General features: G+C 61.9%; 8 protein-coding genes. 2 read left to right on the top strand and 6 right to left on the bottom strand.

What is annotated here, in order from left to right; translation table 11 throughout:
* Positions 1 to 389 precede the first annotated feature (389 nt).
* The 6 genes from trmB to QZT71_RS10255 all read right to left on the bottom strand — a co-directional run bounded on the left by trmB (position 390) and on the right by QZT71_RS10255 (position 9,410).
* On the bottom strand, positions 390 to 1,136 hold the full coding sequence (trmB, locus tag QZT71_RS10280; RefSeq protein ID WP_295915755.1) for a tRNA (guanosine(46)-N7)-methyltransferase TrmB: 747 nt from the start codon (positions 1,134 to 1,136) through the stop codon (positions 390 to 392).
* Between the two features lie 6 nt (positions 1,137 to 1,142).
* Positions 1,143 to 1,580: a hypothetical protein gene (locus QZT71_RS10275; RefSeq protein WP_295915753.1), complete on the bottom strand. Its 438-nt coding sequence runs from the start codon at positions 1,578 to 1,580 to the stop codon at positions 1,143 to 1,145.
* 111 nt (positions 1,581 to 1,691) lie between these two features.
* The gene (locus QZT71_RS10270; protein ID WP_295915751.1) at positions 1,692 to 3,215 is read right to left on the bottom strand and encodes a regulatory iron-sulfur-containing complex subunit RicT; all 1,524 of its coding nucleotides are present in this window, start codon (positions 3,213 to 3,215) and stop codon (positions 1,692 to 1,694) included.
* 69 nt (positions 3,216 to 3,284) lie between these two features.
* Complete coding sequence (locus QZT71_RS10265; protein WP_295915750.1) at positions 3,285 to 4,652, bottom strand: MATE family efflux transporter; 1,368 nt, start codon at positions 4,650 to 4,652, stop codon at positions 3,285 to 3,287.
* Positions 4,653 to 4,757: 105 nt separating this feature from the next.
* Complete coding sequence (locus QZT71_RS10260) at positions 4,758 to 6,806, bottom strand: ATP-binding protein (protein ID WP_295915746.1); 2,049 nt, start codon at positions 6,804 to 6,806, stop codon at positions 4,758 to 4,760.
* A 150-nt stretch (positions 6,807 to 6,956) separates the two neighbouring features.
* On the bottom strand, positions 6,957 to 9,410 hold the full coding sequence (locus QZT71_RS10255; RefSeq protein ID WP_295915745.1) for an ATP-dependent Clp protease ATP-binding subunit: 2,454 nt from the start codon (positions 9,408 to 9,410) through the stop codon (positions 6,957 to 6,959).
* A 21-nt stretch (positions 9,411 to 9,431) separates the two neighbouring features.
* On the opposite strand from QZT71_RS10255, the gene QZT71_RS10250 reads away from it, so the two are divergent.
* Together QZT71_RS10250 and QZT71_RS10245 are read left to right on the top strand one after the other, a co-directional pair.
* On the top strand, positions 9,432 to 9,587 hold the full coding sequence (locus QZT71_RS10250; protein ID WP_295915743.1) for a hypothetical protein: 156 nt from the start codon (positions 9,432 to 9,434) through the stop codon (positions 9,585 to 9,587).
* Positions 9,588 to 10,109: 522 nt separating this feature from the next.
* On the top strand, positions 10,110 to 13,175 hold a 3,066-nt coding region (locus QZT71_RS10245; RefSeq protein WP_295915742.1), incomplete at its 3' end, for a glycosyl hydrolase.

Raw genomic sequence — 13,175 nt, 5'->3', positions numbered from 1 at the left:
GCGACATGGAGGTGAAGCGTTGCCTGCCGGACACCCGGGATGGCGACGGAGGGGGTGTTTGGGTGAGGTTGTACGGCCGGCGTGAAAAAGCGGGTGCCGGAAAACGGGGCGGCCGAAGCGGATTCTCGGCGGAGAGTGAAAAGCCCCGCCGGAGCGGGGTATTGCCGGGTGCTGTCGTAACGATGAACGGGGGTGAAACGCCTGTGCCGGGGGCGAAACAACGGGTGAAACTGCCTGTCCGGGGCGCGAAACAACGGGTGAAATTGTTGTGCCGGGAAAGCGAAACGGCGGACGAAATCGCCGCGCCGTTTTCACCGGATGTGGTACGAGGGGTGTGGCCGGTGCAAACTGCCCGCGGCAGCCGCTTTGCCGGCCTGTTTGCCGTCCGGTCAGCCCCGGCGCTCCTGTTCGTTGTCCTTTTCGAGCTTCTCGTCCTCCTCCCAGTCGAACCACGGGAAATCGCGGCGGCCGGCGAGGGAGAAGCGGGTGTAGGTGATGGGGAGCCCCAGTTCGAGGAACCGCTTTTCATAGGCGGTCTTGACCGACAGCACCTCGTCGGCATAGCCCGAGCCGTAGATGTCGGCGTTCGAAACCTCGCACGGAAGCCCGAAGCGGCGTATGACCTCGTTCGTGTAGCCGAACAGGTGTTTCGAGTCGGTCTTGAGGTTGATGTGCCCGTGGGGCCGTAACAGGCGGCCGTAGTGTTCGAGGAAAAGCGGCGAGGTGAGGCGCTTCTTGGCCCGGCGGCTCTTGAGCTGCGGGTCGGGGAACGTAATCCAGATTTCGTCGACCTCGCCTTCGGCGAACAGCCCGCCGATGAACTCGATGCGCGTGCGCAGGAAACCCACGTTGCTCATTCCGCGTTCCGTGGCGGTTTTGGCCCCGCGCCACATGCGGGCCCCCTTGATGTCGATGCCGATGAAGTTGCGTGACGGGTCGCGTTCGGCCAGCGCCACGGTATATTCGCCCTTGCCGCAGCCCAACTCCAGCACAATCGGGTTGTCGTTGTGGAAAAAGTCACTGCGCCAGCGCCCTTTGAGCGGGTGGTCGCAGCGGAATACCTCGTCGAATTCGGGTTGTACGAAACAGTCGAAAGTCAGGTTTTCGCGGAACCTGCGGAGCTTGTCCTTGCCCATTGTATCTTATTGGCTTTTTACGATATTGATGCCGACGGCCTCGACCCCTTTTACGGGACGGCCGGGGGTGATTTTTATGCGGTAGTCGCCCGTGCGGGCGAAGCGGACACGGCGGCGGTAGGCGACATCGGCCTCGCGGGAGAGCGCGGCCGGTGTGTGTGCGGGGGGAATGACCAGCAGGAACGGCTCTTCATGGCGCAGCGAGTCGGGTGTAAGCACCGTAATCCGCACCGTCAGCGAATCCTCCGTAAAGAGGTCGTTGCAGCGAAGGAACAGTTCCAAATCGCGCAGCGTGGTGGTGTCGCTGTTGGTGAGCGTGAGCACTGCCGCCCGGTTCCATGCCGCGGCGTCGACGTCGGCCACTGCCGATTGGTGCGGCGACAGGCAGCCTCCTGCGAGCAGCGCCGCAGCTGCTACAGCGGTGCGCCGTACGTTCTGAAACACCTTGGCGCCCCGGGGTGTCGCCGGTGCGGAATCCGCCCGGTCGTGCGCCTGAGGGAGCGGGCCGGCGACGGTTCGGCGTGCCGTTATGTCACGTACTGCCCGTTTCACCGTCTATTCGTTCTGCCCTCCGTTATTGTTTCCGCTGCTTTCGTTGTTGTTGCCTCCGTTGTTGCTGCCCTCGCGGCGTTCTGCGCCGTTCGGCCGGCGGCGGTTGCGGTTGCGCTTGTTGCCGCCCTCGCGGTGTTCGCCGTTGCCATTGCCATTTCCATTTCCATTGCCTGCGCCGTTGTCGGCCGCTCCGTTGTTGCGGGCAGCGCCGTCGTTGCGTTCGTTGTTGCCGTTGCGGCGCTCGCCGTTGCCGTTGTTTCGGCCTTCGCCGCCCCGGGGACGGTCGTTGCGGCGCGGACGGCGCTCCTGATGGCCCTGCTGGGCTTGCTGTCCCGGCTGCGCCTGTTTGCGTTCCTGTCCGGCCTCCTGGGGTTCCTGGCCGTTCTGCTTGCCGCGGTTGCGGCCGCGCTTGCTGCGCCGTTTGGCCGAGTCGAAGCGGGTGATGCTGTCCTCCTCCGAGCGGTAGGTCGGCTCCTCTGTCACGGGACGGATGTCGTCGGCGTGCTGCAACTGCTCGACTTTCTTGCCCGCGCGGTTCAAGGCGACGATCTCCCGGACGCGCGACAGGGGCAGCGTCGTGACATTGACCATCGAATCCTTGCTCGACGAGAAGGTCATCGTACCGGCCAGAATGTCGCTCTTGACCAGAAAATATTCGCCGTCCATGGCCTGAAGCGGCTCCCGCAGGCGCGGGAACTCCTTGCGGGCGTCGACGTAGGTGTCGTATTCGTACATCATGCAGCACTTGAGTTTCGAGCACTGCCCGGCCAGCTTCTGGGGGTTGAGCGAAATCTCCTGCACGCGGGCGGCACCTGTCGTGACGCTCGAGAAACTCGACATCCACGAGGCGCAGCACAACTCGCGGCCGCAGGCGCCCAGTCCGCCGATGCGTCCGGCCTCCTGGCGGGCGCCGATTTGCTTCATCTCGATGCGGATGTGGAACTGCTCGGCGAAAACCTTGATCAGCTCGCGGAAATCGACGCGCTCGTCGGCGATATAGTAGAAGATGGCCTTGGTCTTGTCGCCCTGGTATTCCACGTCGCCGATTTTCATGTTGAGGCCCATGTCGGCCGCAATCTGGCGCGAGGCGATCATCGTTTCGTGTTCGAGGGCGATGGCCTCCTGCCACTTTTCGATGTCGTAGGGTTTGGCCTTGCGGTAGACTTTTTTGAACTCCCCGTTGAACGGGTTGAATCCCGTGCGCCGCATCTGGCGGGCCACCAGGTCGCCCGTGAGCGAAATGACGCCGATGTCGTGGCCGGGCGAAGCCTCGACCGCCACGATGTCGCCCCGCTTGAGCGGCAGGTTGTTGGCGTTCTGGAAGAACGAGCGGCGCGTGTTCTTGAAGCGCACCTCGACGATGTCGGTCGGGACATTCTGGGGATACTCCTCGAGCCATGCCGTTTCGTGGAGCTTGAAGCATCCGTCGCAGAGTTTGGCCTCGCATTCCGTGCCGCAGTCGCAGAACGAGCAGCCGCGGCCTATTTCGGGTTTAAATTCTTTCGTATGTTGGTTCTCTGTATCCATTGGTGGGTATAATTTGCGTAAAGATACGAAAATTTTTTTAACGTGCACCGGACTGGTTCAAAACTGCCGTCAACAGGCTGTGCGGAGCCTGCGGATGCTGCGCCGGATGCGGAGGATCATCATCACGGCCGCGGCAGACAGGCCGAACGAGAAACCCAGGTAGAGCCCCGAGGGGCCCATGCCGAGCGTGAAGCCCAGCAGGTAACCCACCGGCAGGTTCAGCAGCCAGTAAGAAACCAGGGCGATAGGCATGATGATTTTCACATCCTGTATGCCGCGCAGGATGCCTACCGACACGTTCTGGATGCCGTCCGAGAGCTGGTACAGCGCGGCGAAAACCAGCAGCTGCGACGCGATGGCGATCACTTCGGGGTTGGTGGTGAAGAACGTCGGGATGACGTTGCGCAGGGTGATGAAAAACAGTGCGGCGCAGGCGTTCCACGCCAGCACGAGGTGGTAGGAGGCTTTGGCCGCCAGCGAAAGTTCGCCGATATTGCGCGCGCCGTAGCAGTGCGACACGCGGATGGTGGTGGCGGCGCCGATCGACATGACGATCATGAACGCGCAGTTTCCGATGGTCGTGGAGATCTGGTTGGCGCTGATGGCGACTTTGGCCATCTGGCCGAACCAGCCCATCATGATGCCCGTGCCGACGAACGCCGAGGCTTCGAGGAACATCTGCAGCGAGATGGGAAGCCCCATGTGCAGCAGGCTCTTCACCGTCGCCCACGAATAGTTGCGGGGCGAGAACCCGTCGAGGTATGCGCGGTATTTGTGGCGGTTGTAGAAGTAGCCGATCATCAAGATGGGGGCGATGATGCGCGAAAGCAGCGTGCCCAGTCCCGCGCCCGCGGCACCCATTTCGGGAAGCCCGAAACGGCCGTAGATGAAGACCGCGTTGAAGCCGATGTTCGCCACGTTGGCGATAATCGTCACGACCATCTCGACCTTGGTGTTGCCCACGCCCTCGAGGAACTGTTTGAAGGCGAAGAAGAGCATGACGAACGGCATGCTGAATACCAGCATTTTATAGTACGGGATGGCCATGTCGACGACCTCGACGGGCTGGCCGAGCCGGTACATGAGCGGAATGACCGCGTACTGTATGAGGGCCATCGCGATGCCGAGCAGCCCGTAGAACAGGATGCCGTTCTGCAGCAGCCCGGCCGATTTCTCGCGGTCGCCCTGCGCGTAAAGTTCGCCCACGAGGGGCGTCATGCCCAGCGCGATGCCGATGGCGGCGATGAAGAGGATGAAGAATACCGCGCCGCCGAACGATACGGCAGCCAGCGGTATGGGGTCGTCGCCGCCGTAGCGGCCGACCATCAGGTTGTCGGCGACCTGCGTGAGTATCTGGCCCACCTGCGTCAGCACGACGGGCAGCGCCAGCAGCAGGTTGGATTTATACTGCTCTTTGTATTTCGAGAAACTGTACATCTGAAATCCGGATTTAGGGTGCAAAGATAGGTATTTCTATCCGGATTGCAATCCGCCGGCCCGTTCCGGCGCGAAAAACCGGCCCGGAAGGCGTCCGGCGGCGGATCAGTACGGAAGGGTGATCAGGATGCAGCAGCCTTCGCTGTATTCGGGGCAGATGCGGATTTCACCTCCGAGCCGGGTGACAATCAGGCGGCACAGGTAGAGCCCGATGCCCGAGCCGGGTTTGAACGGATCGACCTTGGTGAAGCGGTCGAAGACCCACTCCTGCTTCTCGGGCGGAATGCCGATGCCCGTGTCGCTGACGCTGATGTGGAGCGTGCGTTGCCGCTCGTCGTTCCGGCAGGCGAGTGTGATGCTGCCTGCGGCGGTGAATTTGGCGGCGTTCTGCAGCAGGTTGTCGATGACGCGCGTCAGGTAGAACGGATTGGTCGGGACGGTGCACCCCCCCCCTTTGTCGTCCATTATATATGCTACGGAGGGGTTGTCCGACAGCCCTTTCTGCAGCAGCAGCCGTTCACGGCAAAGCGCGCAGACGTCGGTTTCCACGCACGGGAGGGGCTCCTCGGTGCTGACGAGTTTCGAAAGCTCCAGCATGTTCTCCAGCTGCCGGGTCAGGGCCGTCGTGTTCGCCCAGATTTCTTTGCGGAATCCGCTGCGGGCCTGTTCGTCGTGGCCCTCTTCGAGCAGCAATTCGGAGAATCCGCTGATGGCGTTCAGCGGCGTGCGGATTTCGTGGCAGATTGAGTTGATGAAGGCTGTCTTCATTTTTTCGCTCTCCATGGCCCGGCGGCTCTGGCGTGACACCTCTTCGTTGGCGGCAAGCAGCTGCCGTCTGGTTTGTTTCAGCCGTCTGACCATGATGTGCTGGTAAGTGCTCCACCCGACGAGCAGCAGCAGGACGATGCCGCCGGTGACGAGCATGACGAATTTGTTGCGGTTGTCAAGCTGGGTCTTTTCCAGTTCGAGCTGGTTGACGTTGAACAGCGCCTGCATTTCGGCCAGGTTGCTCTGCGCCTTTTCTATGCGGTTGTCGAACCGGTGCAGATTGGCGTTGCGCACGGCCCCGAGGGCGTTCTTATAGTCCCCCATCTCTTCGTACAGGTAGGACTGCGTGGCATAAATGGGGGCAAGGTCGACCTTTTGGCCGGTTAGTTTGTAGTTGGCGATGGCCGAATCGATATAGGCCACGGCCCGCTGCTTGTCGCCCATGTGCTGGTAATAGCGGGCGCTGGTGCTGTAAATTTCCCCCAAATCGCCCTTTGCACGCGCCAGCCGCATGCATTTCTCGTAATATTCGGTCGCTTTCTCCTTGCTGATGAGGTCGCGCAGGAAAACCATTTTCGCGTAAGCGTGCATCAGGTAAGTCGTCGTATCGCGGTCGGGGCGGTCGAAACGCTTGTCCATGGCCAGCCATTTGCGATGCAGGGCGATGCATTTTTCAATCTCGGCGGCGGCACGTTTGTCGTGGGTGAGCATGTAGAGGTCGCTGAGTTCGTCGTGGCAGAGTTTTTCGAAGTGGAGCCGCTGTTCCTGCGGATATTTTCCGAGTTTCTGCAGGGCCTGTTCCACGTAGGGGATTGCCGCATGGATGTTGTCGTATGCTTCGGCGGCCATCGAGCAGAAGTCGGTGGAGAGGCCCGTCAGGAACTCCCACTCGATTTGATCTTCGGGCGTGAGACCGTCCCCGCTCCTCTGCTTGAGTTTTGTCAGCTCGCGGGCCACCGTTTCAATCGAGTTGTTGCTGCTCATCTGCTTCCAGATGCAGTAGGCGCGGAGCGATGCGCGGAAGAGGGCGTGTTCGCGTCCGGGCAGCAGGCTGTCCGCCTGCCGGATGAAGCGCTGCGTGCGAAGTGTGTCCCGGCCTGCGAATTTACGGACGAGGATGTCCAGCGCGTCTTTGCATCCGTAGGTGTCGCTGGCCCGGTGGGCTTCGCCGAGCGCCTTTTCCCAGTAGGTGGCGGCGAGTGCGAGGCTGTCCGCATGCATGTCGGCCAGCCGGACGTATATTTGGTGCCGCGCGGCGGCATCGGAGCTTTGCGGCAGCAGGTTGAGCAGGCTGTCGGCTGTGCCGGAGGCAGCCGGAGCAGGAATCGGGGTATATAATGCCAGAAGCAGCAGCCCGGGCAAAGTACGCAGGAAGAACGGACGCATATCGACTTGTTAAAACGCAGGTGAAGAATTCGTGCAAATATAGGAATAAATGCAAAAACGGACGTTGTTTTTGTGGAAAAAATGGTCGCACGGGTATGAAAAAGGGGCCGGGATATATCCCGGCCCCTGCTTTGCGGGCGGCTCCGCCCGTTACGCCACGCGGATTTTTACGCCGTGCGACTTGTCCGATTCGACGACCACCGTGTCGCCCTCGTGGAGTTTACCGTCGATGATGAGCGTCGAAAGCGGTTCCTCGACGTTGTCCATCAGCGTGCGCTTGAGCGAGCGGACGCCGTAGCGCGACTCGTAGCCCATGGCCGCCAGGCGGCGTTTGGCACCGTCGGTAATCTTCACCTTGTACCCCAGCCTGCGCGTGCGTTCGAACAGTCCGCGCAGTTCCAGTTCGATGATGCGCTCGACGTCGGCAATCTCCAGCGTGCGGAACATTACGATGTCGTCGATGCGGTTCAGGAACTCGGGCGCGAAGGTCTCCTCGAGTGCCTTGCGGTATTCGCATTTGGGGGTGGCGGTAGCCGTTGCGCTCTTCGATACGGTGCTGTATCCGACCTGTACCGATTTCTGCACCACGGTGCGCGACCCGACGTTCGAGGTCATGATGATGATCGTATTGCGGAAGTCCACCTTGCGGCCCGAACCGTCGGTGAGGTGCCCCTCGTCGAAAATCTGCAGCATCGAGTTGAATACCTCGGGGTGTGCCTTTTCGATTTCGTCGAACAGCACCACGGCGTAGGGCTGGCGGCGTACGGCCTCGGTAAGCTGGCCGCCTTCGCCGTAGCCGACGTATCCCGGAGGCGAGCCGATCAGGCGCGCCACGTTGTGTTTCTCGGCGTATTCGCTCATGTCGATGCGAATCAGCCCCCGCTGCTCGTCGAAGAGCCATTTGGACACCTCCTTCGCCAGCAGCGTCTTGCCCACGCCCGTGGGCCCCACGAAGAGGAATACGCCGATGGGACGGTTCTCGTCCTTGAGCCCGGCGCGCGAGCGGCGGATCGTGCGGGAGATTTTCTCCACGGCCTCCTGCTGTCCCACGACGCGCTGTGCGAGGTGGTCGTACAGGGTTTGCAGGCGCGTCATCTCGCCGTCCGAAATCCGCTCGGCGGGGATGCCCGTCATTGCGGTGATGACCTGCTGGATGTGTTCGGCCGTGATTTCCACGGGGTTCGTTTCGAGCGACCGCTGCCATTCGGCGCGGCTTTCGCCCAGTTTCGAGCGGAGTGCGATTTCGCGCAGGCGCGCCGAGGCGGCTTTCTCGTAGACCAGCGCCTCGACCGCTTCGCGGCGTTCGCGCTGCACCTGGCCGAGGGCGGTTTCCATTTCGCGCAGTTCGGCCGGTTCGCGGGCCGACTGCAGGTGTACGCGCGAGCCCGCTTCGTCCAGCACGTCGATCGCCTTGTCGGGGAAGAAACGGTCGGTGATGTAGCGTCCGGTGAGTTCCACGCAGGCCTGCAGCGCCTGCTCGGTGTAGCGCACCTTGTGGTGGCGCTCGTAGTGGGGCGCGATGTTGTGCAGAATCTGGAGCGTCTGCTCGGGCGTCGTGGGTTCCACGACGACTTTCTGGAAACGGCGTTCGAGGGCCGAGTCGCTCTCGATGTTTTCGCGGTATTCGTCGAGCGTGGTGGCGCCGATGGTCTGCAGCTCGCCGCGCGCCAACGCCGGTTTGAGGATGTTGGCCGTGTCGAGGCTGCCCTGCGTCGAGCCGGCGCCCACGATGGTGTGTATCTCGTCGATGAATATAATCGTATCCTTGGCTTTGCGCAGTTCGTCGAGCAGTTGCTGCATGCGCTCCTCGAACTCGCCGCGGAACTTGGTGCCCGCCACCAGCGACGAAACGTCGAGCGAGAAGAGCGTCTTGTCGGCGATGGTGTAGGGTACCTCGCCGCGCGCGATGCGCAGCGCCAGCCCCTCGACGATGGCGCTTTTGCCTACGCCGGCCTCGCCGATGAGGATCGGGTTGTTTTTCTTGCGGCGCGAGAGTATCTGCACGACGCGCTCGATCTCCTGCTCACGGCCCACCACGGGGTCGATCCGGCCCTCGCGGGCCATGCGCGTGAGGTTCACGCCGAATTTGTCGAGCAGGTGCGACGTGCTTTTCTCCTCGGGCTTGTTCTCCTCGCTGAAGTCGAGCATGTGCACCTGTATCTCGGTGCGGAAGTCGTCGCCCACGGCGAATTTCCGGAGGTCTTCGGATACGATGTCGGGCGTGACGCCGTACATTTCGAGTACGCGCGAAGTGGCCGTCGAACGGTCGCCGACGATGGCCCGCAGCGCATGGGCCGTTGATACGCTCCGCACGGCGCCCGAAACGGCGCACAGCTCGTCGGTGAACGCCCGGTAAAACTCTTCGGGGCCCAGTTTGTCGCGCTGTTTGTCGGACAGTACCTCGCGTTCGATGCGCAGCCGCACCTGGTAGAGTTCCCAGTCCTTGAGTCGGGAGGATAAAAGCTGGTAGGCGAGCGAGCCCTCCTCACGGAACATTTCCAGTGCGAGAAAATCCTTGAGCGAGTGGTCTATGCCTGCCTTGGTCGTATTAAACGCCGCGCGGGCAATGAGCCCTTCGAGCGTTTTCGAAATTTTTATTTGCATGTTGCGTCGTCATAAAAATTAATGTTTCAACTTCTGATTCTTCGCCTATCTAACGAGGCGGTATGTGTGAATATTATGTTAACTTATCTGCTTGCCGATATGCGGCTGACCCTGAATGGTTTGTGGGGGCGGTTTTTTGAAAAGCGCCTGCCGGGAACGGCCCGTATCGTGCTCTGAACGGTCTTTTTTCCATTTTTGCACCGCCGCGGCACGCCTCCGGACGGGCGTTTACGGTAAACTTCGTAAGGACGGTGGATGGTAAGGTCGGAAAGTCGGAAGTGCGGAAGTGCGCCCTCTGTGCCGGAGGCGCGGCAGGAAGAATCCTGCGTTGCCGCGGCAGCCGCCTGGGGCGGCTCTGCCCGGGGCTGGTCGAATATCCCGGAACAGGAGGATTGGTAATCGGCGGTGAATCGCTGCGGTTAATGCCCGATCAACGCTGCGTATCGGTGCCTGTGTATAATTTTGGTTCGGGAAGTTTTAATTTTGATACGGTTTCGGGAGGCGCGGTCGATATTCGCATCAGCCTGCGCGGTAATTTCCCTGTGCGATTATGTGACTGAAAAACAATCGTTAATACATACTATAAACGTTGGCGTTGTATTTTTATTGTGTGGGCCCGGCTGATTTATGTTGTTAATTTTGTATGTTTGCGATACCGGGTTCCCCGAGCCCGGTGTACAACCTGCTAAAACCCATAGGATGATGAAACGAATACTGCTTCCCCTGCTGGCACTGATTGCCGCCGGCATGACCTGCGCGCAGCAGCCGCGCCTGCTGCCCCCGGGCTATCCCGACCGGTCGCAGTCGGTAGAGCTCGAAAAAGGCTTCCGCACCCCGCCGGCGGGCTACGGCGAAGTGCCTTTCTACTGGTGGATAGGCGACACGCTCACGCGCGAACATATCAAATGGCAGCTGGACATGCTGGCCGAAAAACGAATCAGCAGTCTGCAGGTCAACTATTGCCACACGGACACGGGCGGCATCACCTACGGGCGGACGTTCCGGTCGCAGCCCGAACTTTTCACCCCGGCGTGGTGGGAACTCTTCGGCTGGTTCATGGAGGAGGCCGGCCGGCACGGCATGACCGTCAGTTTGAGCGACTACACGCTGGGCGCAGGACAGGGCTCGTACGTCGATCAGATGCTGGCCGAAGACCCCGGACTCAACGGTTCGGAGTTGCATTTCGACCGGACGGAACTCGGGCGCGGGGAGCGTTTCGCGCGCAGCTATATGCAGAAGCCGCTGTCGCTGAAAGCCTATCGGCTGGACGAAGGGGGCCGGATCGCCGGGGAGTCGGCCGACCTGCTGCCCGAGGTCGGGCCGGACGGCGTCGAGTGGCAGAACCCGTGGCCGCGGGCGCTGGTGACGGAGGTCAGGGCCGAACGCCGACTGCCGTCGCTCGACCCGATGCATCCGCAGGCGGGGCGCAGTTACGTGCGGCATTTCTTCCAGCGTTTCGAAGACCGCTTCCCCGGAAAAGCGGAAACGGGGCTCAACTTCTTCTTTTCCGACGAGTTGAGTTTCAACCTACAGGGCAATATCTGGAACGGCATCTTCCGCGATGAGTTCATGCGCCGCAAGGGATACGACATCCTGCCGCAAATCGACGCGCTGTTCATCGACTTGGGCGACATCTCGGCCAAGATACGGCTGGACTACAACGACGTGCGCGTGGCGTTGAGCGAAGAGAACTTTTTCATCCCGATTTACGAATGGCACCAGCAGCGCGGCCTGCTCTTCGGCTGCGACCACGGCGGCCGCGGCCGTGACGTGAGCGAATTCGGCGATTATTTCCGCACCCAGCGCTGGAACCAGGCGCCGGGCTGCGACCAGCCGATGCTGCAGAAAGACATCATCAAAAACAAGGTCGCCTCGTCTATCTCGCATCTCTACGAGCGCCAGCGCGTCTGGCTCGAGGGTTTCCACAGCAGCGGGTGGTCGACCAACTCGGCGCAGCTCACCGACGCGATTTTCGCCAATTATGCCATGGGCCAGAACCTGTTGAGCCTGCACGGGCTCTATTATACGACTATGGGCGGCTGGTGGGAGTGGGCAGCGCCGTGCAACCATTTCCACGAGCCCTACTGGGACGAGATGGACGAATTGCTGGAGTGCACCGAGCGGTTGAGCTATATCCTTTCGCAAGGGCACCACGTCGCCGACGTGGCGGTGCTCTATCCCGTGGAGCCCGTGGTGGCCGGATACGGCAATGAGGCCGTGGAGGCTGCATTCGCCGCCGGCGAAGCGATTTACCGCGACGGCATCGACTTCGACTTCATGGATTACGAGTCGCTCGCCCGCGCCGAAGTGCGCGGCGGGCGGCTGCATGTGGCTGGGGAGTCGTTCGGCGTGGTCGTGGTGCCCGCCATGCAAGCGATCCGCCACGCGTCGCTCGTGAAACTGCGCGACTTCGTCCGCGGCGGCGGCATGGTGGTCAACATCGGCCCGCTGCCCGAGGCTTCCGAACTGGAGGGTCGCAACGGACGCGAGCTGACGGAGCTGGTCGCCGACATCTTCGGCGGCGGGCACGTCCGGGTTTTCCGTGTCGACGGGCCTGCGCAGGTCGTGTCGCTTATCGACTGCAATACGCAGCGCGATTTCACGGTGCTCGGCCCCCGGACGAAGGGGCAAACCCCCTATGTGATGCACCGCCGCATTGCCGGGCGCGACCTTTATGCGGTCTACAACGTGGACCGCGGCGTGACGTGCCGTTTCCGCGCCCGGGGTGCCGCCGAGCTGTGGAATCCGTGGACGGGCCAAAAACGGCCGCTGCGCGTGGTTTCGCAGGACGAGGCCGGGACGCAGGTCGCCATGCCGCTGGAAAGCACCGACATGCAGTTGATTGTGTTCGATCCCGCTGCCGAGCCGGAGTTCTGCGCGGAACCTGCCGCGAAGCCTGCCGCCGTGCAGATTGCCCTCGACGGGGAGTGGAAGTTCCGGCTCGAACCGCTGCTCGACAACCGTTTCGGCGATTACCACTGGCCGGCGACGGACGAAAAGCTCGGCGCATACATTTACGATGCGGAGTACGAGCGGCTCGGCGACGGGGAGCGGAAAGGCCGCCGGCGGTTCGCGTTCGGGGAGAAATTCCTGCTGCTGGGGGCGGTGCCCGCTTCGGTTGGCGAGGAAACGGTGCTGGCGAACCTGCCGTCCGCGGCGCCGGGAATAGAGGCCGGCGGCGTACGGTACGAATGGCGGCCGTATGAGTTTTCGTGGCGCTGGGGCGTCGAGGGGGACTACGGCCATCAGGGCTGGCACGGCCTGAAAGCCGAAATGTACGACGACTTTATCCGTTTGGGTGACACCGAGCGGGCTTTCAACGGCATGGTGCGCAGGGCTGAGGCGTCGGGGATGAAAGATTACTACCTCTATACCTGTGTGGAGGCTCCGCGCGATGGGGCGTATGCCGCCGAGTGGGGTGAAATGCTCCCGGCGGGGTTCTATGTCAACGGACAGCGGGCTGAACCTGCGCCGCAGGTCGTCCTGAAAAAGGGCGTCAACGAAATACTGCTCCATTACGACTCGTTCGGCACGACGCGTTTCGCGCTGCGTGACGGCGGGGCCGACGTGGCTCCCGAAACGCTGGCCGAAGCGCCGCTGCGGATGAAGTTTCGCGGCGACCGGGCGCTGTTGGCTTTCGACACCCGGAAAAAGGCGGCGACCCGGGCGCGGTTCGCCTTTACGGCCGCCCCGGGACTGGAGGCGCTGGAGTTCACCGCCTTCGGCCGCAAGCCCGAAGTGCGTGCCGACGGCCGTAAATGCCGT

Source organism: uncultured Alistipes sp., from assembly GCF_902388705.1.
Taxonomy (GTDB): domain Bacteria; phylum Bacteroidota; class Bacteroidia; order Bacteroidales; family Rikenellaceae; genus Alistipes.
The sequence above is the reverse complement of the archived record's forward strand: the minus strand, read 5'-3'. Positions and strand labels throughout refer to the sequence as shown.

Bases quoted from the DNA above. Each gene is read 5' to 3' on its own strand.
- trmB (WP_295915755.1), bottom strand. From the start codon at position 1,136: ATGGGCAAGGACAAGCTCCGCAGGTTCCGCGAAAACCTGACTTTCGAC.
- QZT71_RS10270 (WP_295915751.1), bottom strand. From the start codon at position 3,215: ATGGATACAGAGAACCAACATACGAAAGAATTTAAACCCGAAATAGGC.
- QZT71_RS10265 (WP_295915750.1), bottom strand. From the start codon at position 4,652: ATGTACAGTTTCTCGAAATACAAAGAGCAGTATAAATCCAACCTGCTG.
- QZT71_RS10260 (WP_295915746.1), bottom strand. From the start codon at position 6,806: ATGCGTCCGTTCTTCCTGCGTACTTTGCCCGGGCTGCTGCTTCTGGCA.
- QZT71_RS10255 (WP_295915745.1), bottom strand. From the start codon at position 9,410: ATGCAAATAAAAATTTCGAAAACGCTCGAAGGGCTCATTGCCCGCGCG.
- QZT71_RS10250 (WP_295915743.1), top strand. From the start codon at position 9,432: ATGTTTCAACTTCTGATTCTTCGCCTATCTAACGAGGCGGTATGTGTG.